The following is an 18,225-nucleotide window of genomic DNA, read 5'->3' on the forward strand; positions in this document are numbered from 1 at the left end:
GTATGGGGAAATTTTACAGGCTCCTTTTGACGATGACTCTTTTATTTCCACTTTGGGCAACCGCCCAAAGCCAGTGGATAGATTTCCGTCGGGACTATTACAAAATAGAAACTGCTGAAGACGGCGTTTACAGAATCAGCTACACCGCCTTTTCCGCTTCCGGCATCAATGTCAACCAGGTGGACCCGCGGGACATAAGGTTGTACCATAGAGGGGAGGAGGTTCCGATTTTGGTGCAGGGGCAGCAGGATGGCCGCTTTGACCCGGGCGACCATATCACTTTTGTGGGCAAAAAGAACGACGCTACCTTGGATTATCGGCTTTACAACAACCCCGCCGATATGCCAAACCCCTACTACAACACCCATAATGACACCACGGCATATTTTCTGACCGTAACACCTGGCGTGAGGGGGCTGCGTATGAATCAAACCCCAGCGGTAAATCTCTCGGCTCCTTCGGTAGATATTTACCAAGCAGAAAGATTGTTGGTTTTTCATGACCAATATAACTTGGGGCCCATTTATCATCCGGGAATATGGATGCCCGAGTACGATAGGGGACAGGGCTGGATGGGACCAATCATCCAGAGAAATAACCACCTGGATTTCAGCCTGACCAATTTGGGGGAGGTCATGGCAGCAGGTGAGCACCGGGTGGAGATGAACCTCATCGGCAGAGCCGGTGCCACCCATCAAACAGCCATCAGCGCTGGACCCAACGCCAATTCTTTACGGGAAGTTCTTCGGGTGACCTATGATGAATATGAGGTCCGAAATGTGGAGTTTAACCTGCTTCCGGCCGATTACAACAGTGATGGCAGCATTGTGATCCGTGTTCGATCCCTGGGGGGAGAGTCGGATGTGGATAATGTTTCCCTGAGCTTCCTGAAGCTCAATTATCCAAAAAGGGCTTCGGCGGGGGACTTTGATCAGGCCACCTTTGATATCAACCGGGGAGTGGAAAGGCTGACCTTATCTGGCGTGAGCGCTGATTACGTTGGTTTTGAGATCAACGATAGGGACAATCCGCGGGTTCTGGCTTTTCAAAAGGATGGCAATGAGCTGCATATTCCCGGTGGGGGTGCTGCCGAGGGGCGCAAAGTCCTTCTCCAGAGGAGCAGCCAGATCAAAAATGTGGACCGCATGAGACGATTTCGCTTCCGGGATGTTGCCAGCCAGCCGGCCAATTATGTCATGATCAGCCACCAGTCGCTGAGACGTCCCGCAGCCTCCTACGGGGACCCCGTGGCCGCCTATGCGGCCTACCGCGCCAGTCCCGCCGGGGGAGGTTTCGATACCCTAACGGTCAATATGGACCAACTTTACAACCAGTTTTCCTTTGGGGAAAAGAGCCCTTTGGCTATTTACGAATTTTTGAGGGCCTATTATCCCAAGAACAAACCCGAATACCTGCTGCTTTTGGGCAGGGCACTGGGGATGTTTAGTACCCGAAGGGTGGACGGGGTGAATTATACCTACAGAAGAAATCCAGGAGCATTTGAATGGCAGGACTTGGTGCCACCGGCTGGGTATCCCTATGCCGACAATAATTTTGTGCAAAACCTGGATCCTGAAAACCCGGAGCTCCAGGCCATCGCATTGGGCAGGGTGCCGGCACGGAATCCCGATGAGGTGGCTTCCTATCTGGATAAGATAAAGGAAAAAGAGGCGCTGGGTGTACAGGAACCTTGGCAAAAAAACATCATCCACCTGAGTGGTGGCCTTTCAGCCCTTGAACTCAACCGCTATTTCAATTTTCTCAATGGCTTCAAAAACATAGCCGAGGATATTTACTTAGGAGGCAGCGTGAAGACCTTTAGGAAGAGGTCCAATGCTACAGTGGAACTTATCAACATCTCCGATGAGGTCAATCAGGGGGCGGCTATGGTGACCTTTTTCGGGCATGCCTCACCGGCTCTCATCGATATCGAAATAGGCTTTGCCAGTGATCCGCAGATGGGTTATGCCAACAAGGGGCGCTACCCAATGCTGCTGCTCAACGGATGTGATGCCGGAAATGCTTATGGTACCCCGTACACCTTTGGGGAGGACTGGGTGCTGGCCAGGGATGCGGGCTCTTCCAATTTTATTGCCCACTCCAATTTGGGTGTGGATATCTATCTGAGGAGGTATTCGGAGTCGATTTACCTGAAAGCCTTTTCTGACTCTTCACTCATCCACCAATCCATAGGTAAAGTGCGGATTGAGGCAGAAAAACACCTTTACAGCCGATATGGGGCAGGACCGCTTTACCGCTCACATGCTACGATGATGGTGATGCTGGGGGATCCGGCGGCAAAACTTTTCCCAGCAAACAAAGCGGATTACGCAATCAAGGCAGAGGAAGTCACTCTTGAAAGCAGAGTAGAGGGTGGTATGAGTGTGCTATCCGATACTTTAAACTTGAAGTTTTTGGCGCGTAATATTGGCCGGGTGGATCTGGATAGTTTCAAGGTGGAAGTGTCGCGGAGGCTGCCCGATGGGACGGTTATCCAATATGAGCCGATGACCTTGCCGCCTGTTTTCCGGGCCGACACGGTCACCTTTCCCATTCCAAACCGGGACCTCAATGCTTTTGGGGAAAACTTTTTCACCATCAACCTCAATTCCGAAAGGACTGTGGATGAGCTGACTTACCAGAACAACTCGGTGACCATTTCCGAATTTATCCAGCTCAACGGGACCACCAACTTGATGCCGTTGGCCTACAGTATTGTGGAAAAGCCTGAGGCGACCCTGATTGCCCAGGTGACGGCTCTTTCATCAGACCCCCGAACGGTCATGTTCCAGATGGATACGGTGCCAAGTTTCAGCAGTGCGGTGCGAAGGGAAACCAGAGTGCTTACTACGGGATTGGCAAAATGGGAGGTGGATTTTGAAGGGTTGGTAGGGCAGAAGGATTCCCTGACTTTATATTGGAGGACCAAATTTATGGAGCCCCGGGAGGGTGAGGATGACGGATGGAATGAATCTTCTTTTTCCTATATCAAGGACAATCCGGAAGGTTGGACCCAGCGCAAGCTCCCCCAGTTCAGAAACAACGGCCTATACCAAATAGAAATCGACGAGCCGCGAAGGGAGTGGAGGTTTGAAGGTGTCAACCTGGACCTTCGAGTGATGACCTTTGGCAGCCAGACGGAGGGTTTGAGCTTTACAAACACCGAGTTTTTGATGGATGGCATTTCCTACATCTTGGAGGCCGGCAACAGAACCTGTCCCAACGGTTCATTGGGCCTACTTTCTTTTCAGGCCAAAGACCTTACTCCGTATCTGGTCTTCCCGCCGGCAGGTTTTGATGTGCTGGATGGGCGCAGCTGTGGCCGGGTGCCGCAAATTATCCAATCCATACGAAACAACAATCTGGTGGGAGGCAACCAAATGTTGCTCGACTATGTGGATGGGGTGGCTGATGGCGATTATGTTTTGATCTTTTCGGTGGGGAATGTGACCTTTTCCGATTGGCCGGATGCGGCCTATATCAAACTGAAGGAATTTGGGGCCAATGAGGCCACGCTTCGAAACCTTCGCACTGGGGATCCTTATATTCTTTTTGGGCGAAAGGGAATGAAACCCGGGGAGGCCATCGAAATAGTGCCGGAGCGAAATGGGGAGCAGGAAACCAATGAGCAGATTTTGACATTCGAAAAGTCGGTGGAAGGGCATTATACCGCGGGAAGCATCATTTCGCCTAAAGTAGGGCCGGCGAGCGAATGGGGAGCGCTTTTCCAATACATCAAGCGCAATAATCTTTTCAACCAGGAAAATACCAGCATGGATCTGATCGGGGTGACCGAGGATGGAGAGGAAGTGGTGCTGTTTGAAAAACTGCAGGAGAATGAGCTTTCATTGGCTTCCCTCAATGCTGGGCAATATCCTTTTCTCCGCCTAAGGTATGCCATGGACAATCCCGAAGCAGACAAACCCAGCCAACTGAATTATTGGCAGGTCAATTACACCGGGGTGCCGGAGGGTGTGCTGGTTTTCAAAGGTGCCCAAAAGCAGATCCAGATGAGGGAAGGCGAGGAGGAAGAACTTCAATTTGAATTCAGTAACATTTCCAGACATGACTTCACCGACTCCCTTACTGTGGAATGGAGTTTCCATAACACGGACTTAAGGAAGTTTGAGCGTTTTTCCACCAAGATACCTCCAGTTCCGGCAGGAGAAAACCATGCTTTTGAGGTGCATTTCGCTTCTGCGGGACGTGCTGGAAAAAACAACTTGAATGTATTTGTAAACCCTCGGGAAGTTTTGGAGCAATCCTACCAAAATAATATCGTAGACCTGCCCGGGTATTTTATGGTAATTCCCGATGACAGCAGTCCCGTTTTGGATGTGAGTTTTGACGGGGTGTATATTATGGATGGGGATATTGTGTCGCCCACGGTGCTGGTGGCGGCTTCTTTGAAGGATGTGAACAGCCTCATGCATAAAAAAGATACCGTGGGAATGGAGGTGATGTTGAAAAGACAGTGCGAAACCTGTGTATTTGAGCGGGTGAATTTCAGCAGTTCCAAACTGAAATGGTTTCCGGCTACAGATGAGAGTGATTTCAAGGTCGAGTTAAAACCGGGTCCGCTAGAGGATGGGATGTACACGCTTCGGATCAGCAACAACAGTGAAAACAGCCAAGAGGCTGAAAAGCCTTACGAGATCAATTTTGAGGTGGTAAATGAGGCCCAGATCACGAATTTTTACCCCTATCCGAATCCCTTTAGTACAAATGTACGTTTTGTATTTACAGTCACCGGCACGCAGGTGCCTGACCAGATCAAAATCCAGATCATGACGGTTACCGGCAAGGTGGTTCGTGAGATTTTTCAAGATGAACTTGGCCCGCTGAGGATAGGCAATAATATCACGGAATATGCCTGGAATGGCAAGGATGAATTTGGTGACCAATTGGCAAACGGGGTGTATATCTACAGGGTTTTGGTGCTGCAAAACGGACAGTTCATGGAGCACCGGGCCACCGCAGGAGACAAGGCCTTTAAGAAAGGCTATGGAAAAATGTATTTGTTGAGGTAGATAGTCAGGAAAAGGTTTCACGCAAAGGGCGCAGGGATTTCACGCTAAGACGCAACGGGAAAAAAACGCAAAGGGCGCGGAGATATTTGTTAGTTCACGCAAAGACGCCAAGGGAAATCGCAAAGGGCGCGGCGCGGGGATTTTATAGATAATGAAGAATAAAACCTTTCAGGTCTCGATATATTTTAATAGACCTGGAAGGTGTTGTAATCCGTACTTGGTACTTGGTACCTGGTACTTTGTACCAAAAAATGAATATATGAAAAGCATCATAATAGCCCTCCTTGCTTTCGGGCTTTTCCACAGTGACGGGAAATTGAAGATTGTTTCCTTTGAGGAGTTTGAGGAAATAATAGAAGCTCCGTCGGACGGGATTCGGGTGTATAATTTTTGGGCCACTTGGTGTGCACCTTGCATCAAGGAGATGCCGCACTTTCAGACAGTGAGCAGGTCAGAAGGAGTGGAACTGATGTTTGTGTCCCTGGATGATGGCAGAAAGCCGGATAGGGTGGAAAACTTTATGGAAAAGAGAAACATCACCTCCCCGGTGGTGCTGCTGGATGATATTGATTACAACCGCTGGATTGGCAAGGTGAGTGATGATTGGTCAGGGGCTATCCCGGCCACCTTATTTATAGATGCTAATGGAAAGCGGCATTTTCACGAAGGTGAAATGAGCGAGCAGGAACTGAAGGATTTTATCAATAAACTTAAATAAATATGAGAAACATGAGGTTTTTAATGACAATGCTGCTTGCCCTAGTTTTTACGGGCGCAATGGCGCAGAAAAGCGGTTACCAGATAGGTGACACCGCGAGGGATTTTGAACTCAAGAATGTGGATGGTGAGACCGTTTCGATGGCCGACCATGAGGACGCCAAAGGTTTTCTGGTGATTTTTTCCTGCAACACCTGCCCCTATGTTGTGGCATATGAAGACAGGATGATGGAGCTGCACGAAAAGTATGCGCCTAAAGGATACCCTGTGATCGCCATCAACCCCAACGACGAGGCGCTTTCTCCGGGAGACAGTTTTGAGAAGATGCAGGAAAGGGCCAGGGATAAAAACTTCCCCTTTGCCTATGTGTACGACGAAAGCCAGGAAATCGTGAATGCCTACGGCGCCACCCGTACGCCTGAGGTGTATCTATTGCAGAAGCAGGATGATGAATTGGTGGTGAAGTATATTGGGGCAATAGATAACAACTATAGGGACGCCAGTGAGGTGACGGAGAGGTATGTGGAAGAAGCAGTGGATGCCCTGTTGGACGACCGACAGATCGCCGAAACCAGCACCAAGGCGATTGGGTGCACGATAAAGTTTAGGAAATAAGACGGAAGACGGAAGACCGGAGACGGGAGAGCCTCTTCGCGGATAAAATGGTCACGAAGAGCACAAAGTTTCAAAGAAGTGGCACAAAGGCTTCTTCGCACATGCATGTTTATATTTTTGTGCCCTTTGTGGCCATTGTGGTCATTAAAACATACCCCATCCGTAGAGCGAAGCTCGGAGGGAGGGTTACGGGGATAGGGGCCGTAAATGACAGGAGGACCTCAAAATGGCCTAAAATCAAGCCCAGTCCTAGAAGTACTTGGTACCTGGTACCTGGTACTTGGTACCCAGACGCCTAGTACAATTTTCAAGGCATAACAATTGCTCTACTACCCAATAACCAACATTTTTAATATTCAAGTTTATGAGAACATTGACCGATAAGGAGAAATCCGTGCTCCTTGAAAACCACCAAAAGACCCAGGATGCTTTTAAAGTTGACCACCCGGATAAGGAAATGAAGCCTTTTATATATTATGTGCCGGAGGATTTTATGCACTTCCTGATGGCCCACAACAAGGGCATCCCCCCAAAGATCAGCGAGGAGTTTTCCTTCATTGACGATCTTCTGCCCTTGCCTGAGGAATACAAGACACACCAATACATCATCGTGGTAAACGGGGAGAAGTATTTTTATGATTTCCCGGTTAAGGGGGTTTAAATGTTGTACTAGGTACTAGGTACAATGTACTATGAAGGGGTTTTGTTGCCGCAGTTGAAGCTTAGTACATAGTACTTAGTACATAGTACGATATAATTCATATAACAAAAAACGCATAATATATCCACTTTTTCGCTTGTTAATCTAATCGGATCTTATACTTTTGCATACGATTCAGACGAATATTTGGTAGATCGGAAGAGGGGTGAAAGGGTTTGTGTCCTAAATGCTTTGTTTTGAGTCGCTTACAAAATAACCTGTGGCAGGTGTAGTCCTGTTGCATTTGAAGCGTATAAAGTATCCATGTTCCGATTAGCACTAAAGGGGATTGTTTCTTGTCTATTGCTATGTTGCTTGAGCCAAATTTCCACGGCCCAGCAGTTCGGAAACTTCGAAAATATTTTGGAATATCATTTTTCGGAGAAAGAAATTAACCTTAACGAGAATGATTTAGGCCTAAACAGGCTGATTATTTCCAACCCTTCACCCCAAGCGGTAAATATCAAAGTACAGCTTTTGGATAACGATAAGATCAGGATGATCTCTGATCTTGAGCGCACTATCAATATCGGACCGGGTCAGCAAATCATCCTTCCCATCCGTTTTTCTTACCGATATCATCAGGAAAGTGACTTCAGGGCGGATCCGGTAAGCTTTCAGATCCTCATGCAGGATACACAGGAGCTTCTAGAGCCTTTCGACTTTGTGATCAAAACCCAGGAAAGCAGAAACTGGAGAGCGAATTTGGCAAATAACCAAGTGCTGGTCCAGTATGAGGACATGGTCGAGTTTGAGCTCAACGTGCAGAACAGGGGGAATCGACGGGAGGAATTCACCCTTAGATCCACGAGCCAGAAAGGTCAAAAGCTGATAGATGAGCGCCTGTTTTTCGCACTGGAGGCCAAAAGGGATACCTTGATCCGGTTGAGTTTTCCTGTAGCGGAAACCTCCCTTGCTGACCTGGAACTTGACCAAATCAGGTTTTCCTTGAGAGATGGCTTTGAAGGCAAAAAGGAAATGACCGGGAATATTCAGCTGGTCGGCTCCGAAATCCGGCAGCAACAGAATGCCTATTATGATATCCCCTTGACAATGGAAGTTCAGGGTTTTCGAAGCAGCCTGGGACGTCCCATGATGTTTCTCAACCTTGCTGGTTCCATAGAGCTTCACAATGACCAAGCCTTGGGCATCAACATGCGTACGGACGGTATGGGGCATCTTGGCGGGCCCAACTCCCTATATCAGGCCCATTATAGAAAAGGCGACTTTACCTACACCGCCGGTACCATCATCAAATTTACCGACTTCCTGATCAACGGTTACGGGGCAGGCATGAGCTACCATAAATCTGATAAGGAATTCCATGACCTGACCGTCAGCCAGAGCCGTATGGATCCCCTTTATCAGGTGGATTATTCGGGAGGGTTCAAATATGCCCAAGATGTGGCGGGCACGGTTCATCATTTTGCCAATTATGATTACCAAAGCGGCAGCTACAATTACCTCTTTACCAAAAGCCTGCAGTATCAGATCAACAGAGCCTGGACGGTGGGTGTTTCGGGCGGTTATTCCAATGAATTTGACAACTTCCAAGGCCGATTGACCGAAGGCCACCTATGGGGCTACGAGGTGGCATATCAAAAAAACGGTTTCAGCGCCATTTCCCAGATCAATAACTATTCCGACACCTTTATCGGGATCAACAGGGGTTTTTCTTATCAGCGGCACCAGGTGAGGAAATCCTGGAAGAATTACGAGCTTTCTGCTTTCCACAACCAGACCGCAAGAAGGCCAATGATCTTCACCCCTGACAGCATCTACGTGGTGGACGCGATGCAACTGAAGGAGACGGGGGTGCGAAACAGTTTTGTCTATAAGAAGGCCAGGATGAGCGGAACCTTTTCTTATATGGAGCAGCGCTTTGCCATGCAGGCCGGGCCAATGGCGCAGTACCTTAGAACTGCCTGGACCTATAATTATGGGGGCAATCTTCCTGTGAGATTTTCCCTGAACTCGGCGCTCAGCTATGTGACGCTGGAAGGTCTGGAGGATGTGTACAGCAGGATTGCCATGACCAACAATTTCAACTTGAGCTATAGGAGTTTTGGGATTAGGGGCCGTGTGGACCGTGGACCGAATTTTTACAATGAGGTGGTGCGGGACTTTGAGGACAATATCCTTCCCCAGCGGATACAGGCCGGCCCCTATGTGGATTTTACCAAAACTCTTAAAAACGGCGCCCAATTCAGCAACAACACCCAGGCGGAATATTTCAAGGACAACGTGTTCTTTGATCGTGAGATGCTTTTCGTGAGAAATTCCTTCCGCTTTAATCTTCCCAAAGCAGGTTTTTATGGCGGACTATCCGTGTCCCTGAATATGCTAAGCCGAAACAACAGCTTTGTCAATTTCAACTTGGGGAAAAAGCTTAGCGTGCCTACTGTGGGGATCAGAAAATACCATGATCTCAAGCTGAAGTTCTTCAAGGATGAAAACCGCAATGGGGTATGGGATGCCGGTGAAGAAGTGATAGCCAACGAATATGTGATGGTCAATGGCCGAATGGCGATGACTGATGCGGAAGGGGTGATCACCTACAAAAATGTGGAAGACGGGAAGTACACCCTCGAGATGCGCAACATGCGGAATCTGGTGGGCTGGGTGCCTGCCAGGGGAGTGGAGCAGCACTTCACCACTTATAGGGGTGGGGCTTATGGCGTACCGTTTATAAAGAGCAAGTTCATCAAGGGCTCAGTTAGGGGGATCCATGACGATAACCAGACTGACAGGTTCAATCCACAGGGTATGAAAGTGAATGTGGTGAACGAAAAGGGAGAACAATATGAGACCATTGTGAACAGCAAAGGGGAGTTCCTGCTCAACGTGCCTTCGGGAAGATACATTGTGACCTTGAGTTCGGCAGGCTTGTCGGCTGACAAATATCAGATCGAGAACAGCAGCCAATCCGTGGATCTGTTGGATAACGGGCGCTGCGAGGTTCATTTCACCATCCGCCAAAAGGCCAGGGACATGAATATCCGAAGAATAAGCCGAAGATAGTTCTGAAGGTGACTGGTAAAAAGAACTATATGAATAGCGGATGATTCTTTCGTAAATGGCTTAAAACCATATGGTTAAAAGTGAATAAGAAAAATAGGTAAAATCACTTATTTGTATTTTGAATAAAAAATAAAGGATTTAATGTCAAATAAATTGCATTTCGTTTTGATATATGTGAAACAGAATATACTTTTGTGGCACTTGATAAAACACCCGAACAACAAACTTAAACCTTAAAAAAATTACCATGATTAAGAAGATTTTATTATCCGCGTTTTTAGTAGTGAGTGCAGTGCAGGTGTCAAAGGCAAGTGGAGAAGGTGATGGTGATAAGTCCAAAGTAGTAAAAACTGCCAATCATGCTGTAACGATTGATATTTTGCCACTTGCTTCATTAGAATTCACCCCTGATGCTGAGGGGAGTATATTTGTATTTGATAATCTTACAGACCTTATAGAGGGTAAAGATAGATTGGTAGGGAAATTAAAAATCAGTTCCAATCAAAAGTGGAGAGTCGATGCTAAATTGACAGGAGACCCAGAGATTCTTGTAGGTGATATATTTACAATTTCAACCACAAATACGGAAGGAAGTTTTGTTCCTTTTGGGACTTTAAATGAAGTCGAGTTTTGGAAAGAACAAGCTCCTACTCATGAACTAGTTAAAGATGTATTTTATAAAATAAAACCAGGAATTAGTTTAGAACCCAAGGAATATAATGTTGAAGTAGCGTATACACTTACACAGCAATAATTAAAAATGATAAAAAAATAATGGCTAGATTAATTTTAATCTAGCCATTATTTTTTATAGCTTCAGAGTTGTTTCCACAGCCTCCATCGGCATATTCGGATCATAATCAATTACTGCCATAACCGCATATTCTCCATTTTCCAATCCGTCCGGTTTTTCAAACAACAACTTTCTTTCTCCCTCCGGAAAAACAGGAAACTCCCTCTTTTCAGTTTTGATTTCCTTACCTGATTCCAAGTGTACCAGTTCCAAATGGGCTTTGCATTGCAGCATATATTCCCCTGTGTTTTTCATTTCCAGTTGGATCAGGCCTTCTTCATTTAAGAATAAATCATTGATTTCTGCGGACTTTTTGGTGAGGGTTGGAGGGGTCTGGTAGATGTGGATGCCGAAACGGAAAACTTCCCTGATCTGGGTGCGGACCTGTCCGGTGTTTTCTTCTTCTATATCAGTCTTGGGTTCCACTCCCGTAATGAAGAGCATGCTCCAGCGCATGGCTTCGTTGAGTTCTGGCTCGCCTGGCAGGGATAGTGTCAGCTGCACATCCTCGGTCTCTCCCGGTGCTATGCTGGTGAAGTTGCGGTCCATGGTGAGGTATGGGCCAAGGGAGCGGTCGAGGGTGTCGGGTTTGAAATACTGGTGGTTTCCCATAGGATCCCTCAGCCAGTCCCCTAGTTCGGCCTCAATGAAGATCTCCTTGTTGGACACATTGGTCACAGCCACCCGCTGCACCTGGCTGTTGCCCGCCGAAAGGTTGAAGTCCAAGGTAGTGGGGTATACGCTGATGTTTTGGGCCTGAGTGATTGTGATTGAAGTCGCTGCCAAAACTAGAAAACAGGATAATTTCAATTTAAACTTTTGTAAAATGTATTTCATGAGGGGTATGCCGTTATTTGTGCTAAAATTTTGTCAAAATAAGCGATTTTTGTTTTGTGAAGAAAGCGGGTTGACGTATTTTTGATACATGCAAAAATGCTCTCTAATATTAGTTTTTCTATTCTTTTTTATTTCAACACAGGCTTATAGTCAATTAGAAACTCCGAATTATTCTATGCCCTCAACCTTTCACGCTGATTATGTAACTAATCCGGAAAGAATTGAGTTAATTTATGATTTGGGTAATTTTTCTATAGAAATTAACGGGTTGCAAAGAGATTATTATATCGATATGCAAATTGAGGGGCTGATTGATGAGCTTTCTAATAAAGTTATTATTAGGAATTCCAATATTTCTATACCGCTTAATGCACAATACCAGAGAGTTGCAAGTGGAAGAAAAGGGGGGAGGGGCAATTCTGAAATTCAGTCATTTGAATTTAGAATTAATTCCCTAGGTTCTATACTCCCATATTATTCTTATTCCATGTCATTAAATATACGAGTTTGTGAGGGCCAAAATGGTTTAAATTGTCAAGATATTAAAAGAGTTCCTTTAACTTTTTCGTTTCCTGAATTATTAGAATTAGAAAAAGGGGTAATAAATATGGGGTTTCTCGAATTTAAAACCATTGATCAGCTTACCGGTGGTATTCCTACTGGGAATGCAATAAGGTTTAAAATAAAAAGTAATATAGATTGGATATTTAAAGCTGAATCATCTGGATTCACAAGTGGCGCGGGAGAGTCTGTTAATAGTTCTATTATTAGCATTCGTAAAAATGGAACCGAAGCTTATCATCAGCTTGGAGATATACCATTTATATTCGGTGGTAAGAAAAATTATGATTTTGGTGTTGATATTAAGGTAACTCCTGGCTTAACAACACCTCCTAATGAATATTCAGCCAATCTGTTATTTACGCTATCTAGGCCATAATGACTTGAATTTTTAATCTTCTTTATTTCTAATGTTTTGTAAACAAAGTATTCCGCTTTTCCTCCTTGCAATTCTGCATTTCTTCAAATCAAAAATCCCCGTTTTTGCATAAAATCAACAGATAACTTTATAATAAATCCCCTTACCCCCTTTACTTTCAGTGACTTTAATCAGCTAATTTCGTCACATTACTCAAACATTTTAGCAAGCCATTCTCTTTTATCCTTATGAACTTTTTGTCCGTATACTTAGGTATATCATGGACTGATAATTTAACTATAAGGAGGGAGAATGATGATGAGATTCTTTATGTTCGCTATTTTGTTTGGTGTTTTAAATATAGGGGCAAATAATAATCTTATGGCCCAGAGTAATAATACCACCGCCATTGACCAAGTCCGTATTGTCATCCATGAGGTGATGGGGCTGGATCTGAAAAACAACCTAGGCGGGGAGGCCAGGTTTGAGTTTACCGACCGCCAGCAGGTGGAGCAGGGCATGGAACTCATCGGGGCCAGTAGTATAGGCATTCGGTCTAATAAGGACTGGAACCTGAGCGTAAGGGCCGAAAGCGATTATTTCCTTACCGAAGAAGGGGGTTCTGAGCTGCCCGTGGAGGTGCTGCAAGTCCGTGTGAATGGTAACCAAAATTACCTGCCCATCAGCGGCAGCAGCCAAGTTCTCAACAGTGGGCGCCGTGGTGATAATAGCCGGCCCGGAAACCAGTTTGATATAGACTACCGTGCAGATTTGATGGAAAGGTACTATGCCCCGGGGAACTTCCGGGTGAGCCTGGTGTATACAGTGAGCCAGCAGTGAACATTGAAATGGGTCACGAAGGGCACGAAGTTTCCCCACAGAGTACCTTCTTACGAAGTCGCAAAGCCTGATTTTCTATCATAATTCATATTTCTTGCAACCGCAGTTTAGTAGCGTAATTCGGTGTACTTAGTACTTGGTACCTAGTACTTTGTACCCTGTACTAGGTATCCATCAAGTATGTATGAAGCGTCTATGGCCCGACATTCACCCAACCATGACTCAACTCTTACCCAACACTGGCCCAAGTTTGCGTTGGGTGAAGGTTGGATAAAAGCCGGGTTGTGGTCGGGGGATAGGTTAATAATAGAAGGCTAAGCGACACTTCATCATTCATCATTCAGCGTTCATTATTCATTATTATTTTCATTAAGAATAATCCTATACTTGATAAAACCATGCTTAAAATAAAACCATATAATATCTGGGTTGGCTCGCCTTTTAGGGAGGAGATGGAGGTGGTGGCGAAAATCGGGGTTGTTGATAATATTTTGATGGCGGTTAGGGATGCAACGAAGATAGAAAATAGCAGCCCGGTTTGTTATGCTGAGTCCAAGGTGAAGCGAAAGGGGGTTAGCGAAAAGGGATAGGACAAGCTCATTATTGACCTACTTTGATTTTTTTAGCTATTAATAGAAAGCCTTATGAAGCCCAATTCATCCTCCATGTTTTCAAAAATCCAAATCATTCCGTCCTTCAAAAAGTGCCAAAACCGCAATCGTGAATTTTGGATTTATTGGGATAGATTTCTGCACAGATATATAAGTCATAATCCATCTGAAGGGATATCCAGAATTCTGCAGCAATCCCCAATTCTTTTTCCAGTTTTAGGGCAATGTTGGCGGTTACGTTACGCTTTCCTTTTACGATTTCCCGCTTTTTTCTTTTTTGAGATAATTCTGTGATTTCAAGTAAGGATCATGAAGGGAGACGGGTCTCAGAAACAGGATAACCTCAAAGTTCTACTTTTTCGTTATAATTACCATGAGTAGAACATTTCGTATCATACTTAAACCAGAACCGGAAGGCGGGTATACAGTAATTGTCCCTTCGCTACCTGGATGTGAAACTTGGGGAGAAAGTATTGAAGAGGCTAAAGCCATGGCCAAAGAGGCGATTGATCTTTACGTAGAAGATCTTGAGGCAGAGGGGGAAGAAGTGCCTAATGACAGTGAAAACCTGGAAATATCCATAACAGTAGCGTGAAATATAAGTTTTTAATACTGCTTTATTTTTTTAGCTAAATGAAAAGCGTTACTCCAAACAACTCATCAAAATTCTGGAATCTCATGGTTTTAGCCTAGAGAGAAGTAAAGGAAGTCATCACTTATTTCGCCATCCCAATGGACTAAGAGTTATAGTGCCAGTCCATTCTTTAGATATGAAAAAAGGTACGCTATTAAGTATTTTAAAACAGGTGGGGTTGAGTAAAGATGACCTCATTTAAGTATGCACTTTCGTTAAAAAAAAATAAGGACTCCTAAAAGGAGTCCTTGTACCCAGGGCCGGACCTGTCTGCCTGCGTGCCTTGGCAGGCAGGCAGGTTCGAACCGGCACGCCTTGCGGCATTGGTGTTTGAGTGCTCTTATAAAGATTTTAAGTACTTTTTTCCGCTCCCCGCTTTCAGAAACTTTTCTCTTTTTCGTGCTTCCGTTCTAGACGGGAATTCTTCGGTTAGAATGAGGTAGTTTCTGACCAAGCTTTTGATTGCATATACAAAGATCGGCATAAGGAGAAAAATTATGAGTCTAAAAAAAATGGCTTTAAAAAAAGAAAAGCCCTCTTTCGAGAGCTTTTCGGCCAGTGTACCCAGAGCCGGAGTCGAACCGGCACGCCTTGCGGCATTGGTGTTTGAGACCAACGCGTCTACCGATTCCGCCATCTGGGCATTTTACTTTTAATATATAAATTCAGTTTCTTGTAAACTGCGAATATCGTGTTTGAGACCAACGCGTCTACCGATCCTGCCTTTGCCGGCAGGCAGGTCCGCCATCTGGGCATGTCTTTGACATGTAGTCTGTGTTCCTTTCAGCTTTGATGCATGTCCACCACTCTTTTAGTGTTTTCGTTGCTTGCTGATCGGAGTGCAAATATGGGGAAAGAATTTTAATCGTGCAATACTAGGGGGCCACTTCCTGTGATTTTTTTTGGCTATGGGCGACCGGTTTTTCCTGGAAAAGTGCCTTGGTTTTCTTCCAGGTCGATCTAAAGAGTTCAGAATCACGGTAATTGTTCAGCGCCTCCTCATCTTCCCAATGGCTGAAGGTGGTGAAAATATTTTTCTGATGATAGTCCTGCCAAAGTTCCAGATGGGTGCAGCCCGGGAAATTTCGGATCATTTTCTTGCTTGAATTGAAGATCTCCAGGAATTCATCTGCCTTGTTTGGCTGAAAGGTCATGCGCACGGTCCTGATCAACATAGGTAAAGGGTGGTTAAGGTTTAATCTTGTTCGAAATGGATAAAAACGGGGCTGTCCAGTCGGAGACCCAGCAATTTGGCCCCCTCCCCGTGGTTGATTCCGATTTCCAGCAGCCCCAGGCTGTTAAAGAAAGCAAAACAGTCGCCCGGCTCCACGGTATCGTAGGAATCATTGAGGCTGTGGAGCACTTCCCGGCTGAATTCTATGGTGAATTTACCCGGATTGAGTTTGTCAAACACATCTTTGGGGATGTTGGTGATAAGGTTTTCATAATTATCCACATGGATGACATAGCCAACAATCTCCTTTTTGGTGGCCTTGAATTGGCGGGACAGCATTCTTTTTATGGAATTTAGCGGTCCTCCAAAATCATGTATGGCCGCGCCGCTGGCGACCTTCGCTGCGATAGGTGCCAAGATGTCTTTGGCAGGAAATGTGCTGTCTTTAATGTGGATGTCAGCAAATTGTACTATAATGCCGGGATCGGTGTCCGACAACATGCTTAACACGCCGTTGTTCGGACCTATAAAAATATGCTCATTGAGTTTGATGCCAATAAAGCCATCTGTCATACTGCTGGTGCTGTTGATGGCTACCAGGTGGATGGTCCCCTTTGGGAAGTTGCGGTACACCGAGCGCAACAAAAAAGCCGCATGGGCAATGTCATAAGGTTTGATTTTATGGGAAATGTCCACGATATTCAACTGAGGATTTATGGAAAGCATTTTGGCTTTCACGGCAGGCACATAAAAGTCGGTATCGCCAAAATCCGAGGTGAATGTTACTAAGGCCATAGAATCAAGTTAATTAATTTTGTATTTTTGTTAGTATCTTAAAAACAAAAATAGAATTTTATTCTTACGTAGAATAATCAAATAACCTTTAAATCGAGAGAAAAGGATTGGTAGAGAAAATAATTACATTAGAGAATATTCCGCTACTGGAGTTTCTGGGTACGGAAAATGAGAATATTCGCCAAATTGCCGCTGCTTTTCCACAGAGCAAGATCGTTTCCAGGGGAAATGAGATCCGCATACAGGGCCGGGCGCCTGAAATCCTACGTATCAACGATATCCTCAACATGCTCCTGCAGCATTTCAACCGTTTCGGTCAGGTGACCCCGGATAATGTCAAGGAGTATATCGAGATGGAAGGGGTGCCATTTGAGGCTTCGCCAAAGAATGATGTGATTGTTTTCGGTAACAAAGGTTTGGTGATCAAGCCCAAGTCTGCCAACCAGCGCAAGCTAGTGGAGGCCAGCTATCAAAACGACCTGGTGTTTGCCCTTGGGCCTGCCGGTACGGGTAAAACCTACATAGCCGTGGCATTGGCGGTGCGGGCGCTGAAAAACAGGGAGGTGAAGCGGATCATCATCACCAGGCCAGCGGTGGAAGCCGGTGAAAACCTCGGTTTTTTGCCAGGCGATCTTCAGGAGAAGCTTGATCCGTATTTGAGGCCGATCTACGATGCGCTCAGCGACATGGTGCCGGCTGAAAAATTGAAGTTCTACCAAGAAACGCGCGTGATCGAAATCGCCCCCCTGGCCTATATGAGGGGACGAACTCTGCACGACGCGTTTGTGTTATTGGATGAAGCTCAAAACACGACCAGTGAACAAATCAAGATGTTTTTGACCCGTATGGGGCCAAATTCAAAAGTAATAGTGACAGGTGATCAGTCCCAAGTCGATCTTCCTACCCGGCAAAAGTCAGGTTTGAGCGTAGCGCTTGGCGTATTGAAGGATGTAAACGGTATAGGTGTGGTCAACCTTAGCGGAAAGGATGTGATCCGTCACAGGTTGGTAAAATCTATAATAGAAGCTTATGATAGAGATGATCAAGAAAAGGAGAGAAGGAAAAATGAATATCGAAATAACCAAAATAAAAACTGAGGAGGCCCTCACGGCCATTTTCAATATAAGGCAGGAGGTTTTTGTCTTTGAGCAAAACGTACATCCCGAAGAGGAATACGATGAGTTTGAGGAGACTTCCACACACTTTCTGGCCCTGCTGGAAGGCGTGCCCGCCGGTACGGCCCGCTGGCGGTATACCGACAACGGCGTGAAGCTGGAGCGGTTTGCCGTATTGAAGGAAATGAGAGGCAAAGGAGTGGGGCAGGCTTTGGTCAAGGCAGTCGTTGACGACATCGCCAGGGAAGAGGCCGCCAAAGGGCAATTGCTTTACATGCATGCCCAGCTAGCTGCGGTGCCTTTGTATGAGAAGTTCAATTTTGAAAAAGAGGGGGATATCTTCTCGGAGTGTGAAATCGAACATTACAAAATGAAAAGATACCTTTAAGGTATCTTTTTTCGTTTAAAATGCTTATTTTCAGTT

At 45.7% G+C, this 18,225-nt stretch carries 16 protein-coding genes and 1 tRNA gene; 13 read left to right on the forward strand and 4 right to left on the reverse strand.

The features are described from left to right. Nucleotides 1-2: 2 nt before the first annotated feature. From porU2 to KI659_RS07785, 6 genes are all read left to right on the forward strand, one after another. Nucleotides 3-5,030 carry a putative type IX secretion system sortase PorU2 gene (gene porU2, locus KI659_RS07760; RefSeq protein WP_213944782.1) on the forward strand — a complete coding sequence of 1,676 codons (5,028 nt, stop codon included), beginning with the start codon at nucleotides 3-5 and terminating at the stop codon, nucleotides 5,028-5,030. Nucleotides 5,031-5,289: 259 nt separating this feature from the next. Beyond that, nucleotides 5,290-5,748 (forward strand): TlpA family protein disulfide reductase, encoded by a 459-nt coding sequence (locus KI659_RS07765; protein WP_213944783.1) that lies wholly within the window; start codon nucleotides 5,290-5,292, stop codon nucleotides 5,746-5,748. A gap of 2 nt (nucleotides 5,749-5,750) precedes the next feature. Then, complete coding sequence (locus tag KI659_RS07770) at nucleotides 5,751-6,362, forward strand: thioredoxin family protein (protein WP_213944784.1); 612 nt, start codon at nucleotides 5,751-5,753, stop codon at nucleotides 6,360-6,362. 364 nt (nucleotides 6,363-6,726) lie between these two features. Further along, nucleotides 6,727-7,023, forward strand: coding sequence for a hypothetical protein (locus KI659_RS07775; RefSeq protein ID WP_213944785.1), 297 nt, complete (start codon nucleotides 6,727-6,729; stop codon nucleotides 7,021-7,023). A 354-nt stretch (nucleotides 7,024-7,377) separates the two neighbouring features. Beyond that, nucleotides 7,378-10,083, forward strand: a complete 2,706-nt coding sequence (locus KI659_RS07780; RefSeq protein ID WP_213944786.1) for an MSCRAMM family protein — start codon at nucleotides 7,378-7,380, stop codon at nucleotides 10,081-10,083. Nucleotides 10,084-10,330: 247 nt separating this feature from the next. Next, nucleotides 10,331-10,837 carry a hypothetical protein gene (locus KI659_RS07785; RefSeq protein WP_213944787.1) on the forward strand — a complete coding sequence of 169 codons (507 nt, stop codon included), beginning with the start codon at nucleotides 10,331-10,333 and terminating at the stop codon, nucleotides 10,835-10,837. Between the two features lie 54 nt (nucleotides 10,838-10,891). On the opposite strand, the gene KI659_RS07790 is transcribed toward KI659_RS07785, so the two are convergent. Next, nucleotides 10,892-11,713, reverse strand: a complete 822-nt coding sequence (locus tag KI659_RS07790; RefSeq protein ID WP_213944788.1) for a fimbrial biogenesis chaperone — start codon at nucleotides 11,711-11,713, stop codon at nucleotides 10,892-10,894. A gap of 88 nt (nucleotides 11,714-11,801) precedes the next feature. Between KI659_RS07790 and KI659_RS07795 the strand changes: the two genes are divergently transcribed. From KI659_RS07795 to KI659_RS07815, 5 genes are all read left to right on the forward strand, one after another. Further along, entirely contained in the window at nucleotides 11,802-12,653 is an 852-nt protein-coding gene (locus KI659_RS07795; RefSeq protein WP_213944789.1) for a hypothetical protein, read from the forward strand. A gap of 360 nt (nucleotides 12,654-13,013) precedes the next feature. After that, a complete protein-coding gene (locus tag KI659_RS07800; protein WP_213944790.1) occupies nucleotides 13,014-13,472 on the forward strand; it encodes a hypothetical protein in 459 nt (152 codons plus the stop codon). 398 nt (nucleotides 13,473-13,870) lie between these two features. Continuing rightward, nucleotides 13,871-14,062: a hypothetical protein gene (locus KI659_RS07805; protein ID WP_213944791.1), complete on the forward strand. Its 192-nt coding sequence runs from the start codon at nucleotides 13,871-13,873 to the stop codon at nucleotides 14,060-14,062. A 394-nt stretch (nucleotides 14,063-14,456) separates the two neighbouring features. Next, a complete protein-coding gene (locus KI659_RS07810) occupies nucleotides 14,457-14,678 on the forward strand; it encodes a type II toxin-antitoxin system HicB family antitoxin (protein WP_213944792.1) in 222 nt (73 codons plus the stop codon). Between the two features lie 64 nt (nucleotides 14,679-14,742). Further along, entirely contained in the window at nucleotides 14,743-14,919 is a 177-nt protein-coding gene (locus KI659_RS07815) for a type II toxin-antitoxin system HicA family toxin (RefSeq protein WP_213944983.1), read from the forward strand. 359 nt (nucleotides 14,920-15,278) lie between these two features. On the opposite strand, the gene KI659_RS07820 is transcribed toward KI659_RS07815, so the two are convergent. The 3 genes from KI659_RS07820 to KI659_RS07830 all read right to left on the reverse strand — a co-directional run bounded on the left by KI659_RS07820 (nucleotide 15,279) and on the right by KI659_RS07830 (nucleotide 16,686). Beyond that, nucleotides 15,279-15,360: transfer RNA gene (locus KI659_RS07820), tRNA-Leu, on the reverse strand. Between the two features lie 232 nt (nucleotides 15,361-15,592). Beyond that, complete coding sequence (locus KI659_RS07825; protein WP_213944793.1) at nucleotides 15,593-15,892, reverse strand: putative quinol monooxygenase; 300 nt, start codon at nucleotides 15,890-15,892, stop codon at nucleotides 15,593-15,595. A gap of 20 nt (nucleotides 15,893-15,912) precedes the next feature. Further along, nucleotides 15,913-16,686: an SAM hydrolase/SAM-dependent halogenase family protein gene (locus KI659_RS07830; protein WP_213944794.1), complete on the reverse strand. Its 774-nt coding sequence runs from the start codon at nucleotides 16,684-16,686 to the stop codon at nucleotides 15,913-15,915. A gap of 107 nt (nucleotides 16,687-16,793) precedes the next feature. Here KI659_RS07830 and KI659_RS07835 point away from each other — a divergent pair, with 107 nt between their 5' ends. Then, on the forward strand, nucleotides 16,794-17,783 hold the full coding sequence (locus tag KI659_RS07835) for a PhoH family protein (protein WP_213944795.1): 990 nt from the start codon (nucleotides 16,794-16,796) through the stop codon (nucleotides 17,781-17,783). Further along, nucleotides 17,752-18,189, forward strand: a complete 438-nt coding sequence (locus tag KI659_RS07840) for a GNAT family N-acetyltransferase (RefSeq protein WP_213944796.1) — start codon at nucleotides 17,752-17,754, stop codon at nucleotides 18,187-18,189. Before KI659_RS07835 ends, KI659_RS07840 begins: the two co-directional genes overlap by 32 nt. Nucleotides 18,190-18,225: the final 36 nt, after the last annotated feature.

The organism is Litoribacter ruber (genome assembly GCF_018449405.1).
GTDB classification, from domain to species: Bacteria; Bacteroidota; Bacteroidia; order Cytophagales; family Cyclobacteriaceae; genus Litoribacter; species Litoribacter ruber.

Coding starts and splice junctions, on each gene's coding strand:
- KI659_RS07785 (WP_213944787.1), top strand. CDS start 10,331: ATGATTAAGAAGATTTTATTATCCGCGTTTTTAGTAGTGAGTGCAGTG.
- KI659_RS07810 (WP_213944792.1), top strand. CDS start 14,457: ATGAGTAGAACATTTCGTATCATACTTAAACCAGAACCGGAAGGCGGG.
- KI659_RS07825 (WP_213944793.1), bottom strand. CDS start 15,892: ATGTTGATCAGGACCGTGCGCATGACCTTTCAGCCAAACAAGGCAGAT.
- KI659_RS07830 (WP_213944794.1), bottom strand. CDS start 16,686: ATGGCCTTAGTAACATTCACCTCGGATTTTGGCGATACCGACTTTTAT.
- KI659_RS07775 (WP_213944785.1), top strand. CDS start 6,727: ATGAGAACATTGACCGATAAGGAGAAATCCGTGCTCCTTGAAAACCAC.
- KI659_RS07805 (WP_213944791.1), top strand. CDS start 13,871: ATGCTTAAAATAAAACCATATAATATCTGGGTTGGCTCGCCTTTTAGG.
- KI659_RS07790 (WP_213944788.1), bottom strand. CDS start 11,713: ATGAAATACATTTTACAAAAGTTTAAATTGAAATTATCCTGTTTTCTA.
- KI659_RS07800 (WP_213944790.1), top strand. CDS start 13,014: ATGGCCCAGAGTAATAATACCACCGCCATTGACCAAGTCCGTATTGTC.
- KI659_RS07795 (WP_213944789.1), top strand. CDS start 11,802: ATGCAAAAATGCTCTCTAATATTAGTTTTTCTATTCTTTTTTATTTCA.
- KI659_RS07765 (WP_213944783.1), top strand. CDS start 5,290: ATGAAAAGCATCATAATAGCCCTCCTTGCTTTCGGGCTTTTCCACAGT.
- porU2 (WP_213944782.1), top strand. CDS start 3: ATGGGGAAATTTTACAGGCTCCTTTTGACGATGACTCTTTTATTTCCA.
- KI659_RS07840 (WP_213944796.1), top strand. CDS start 17,752: ATGAATATCGAAATAACCAAAATAAAAACTGAGGAGGCCCTCACGGCC.
- KI659_RS07770 (WP_213944784.1), top strand. CDS start 5,751: ATGAGAAACATGAGGTTTTTAATGACAATGCTGCTTGCCCTAGTTTTT.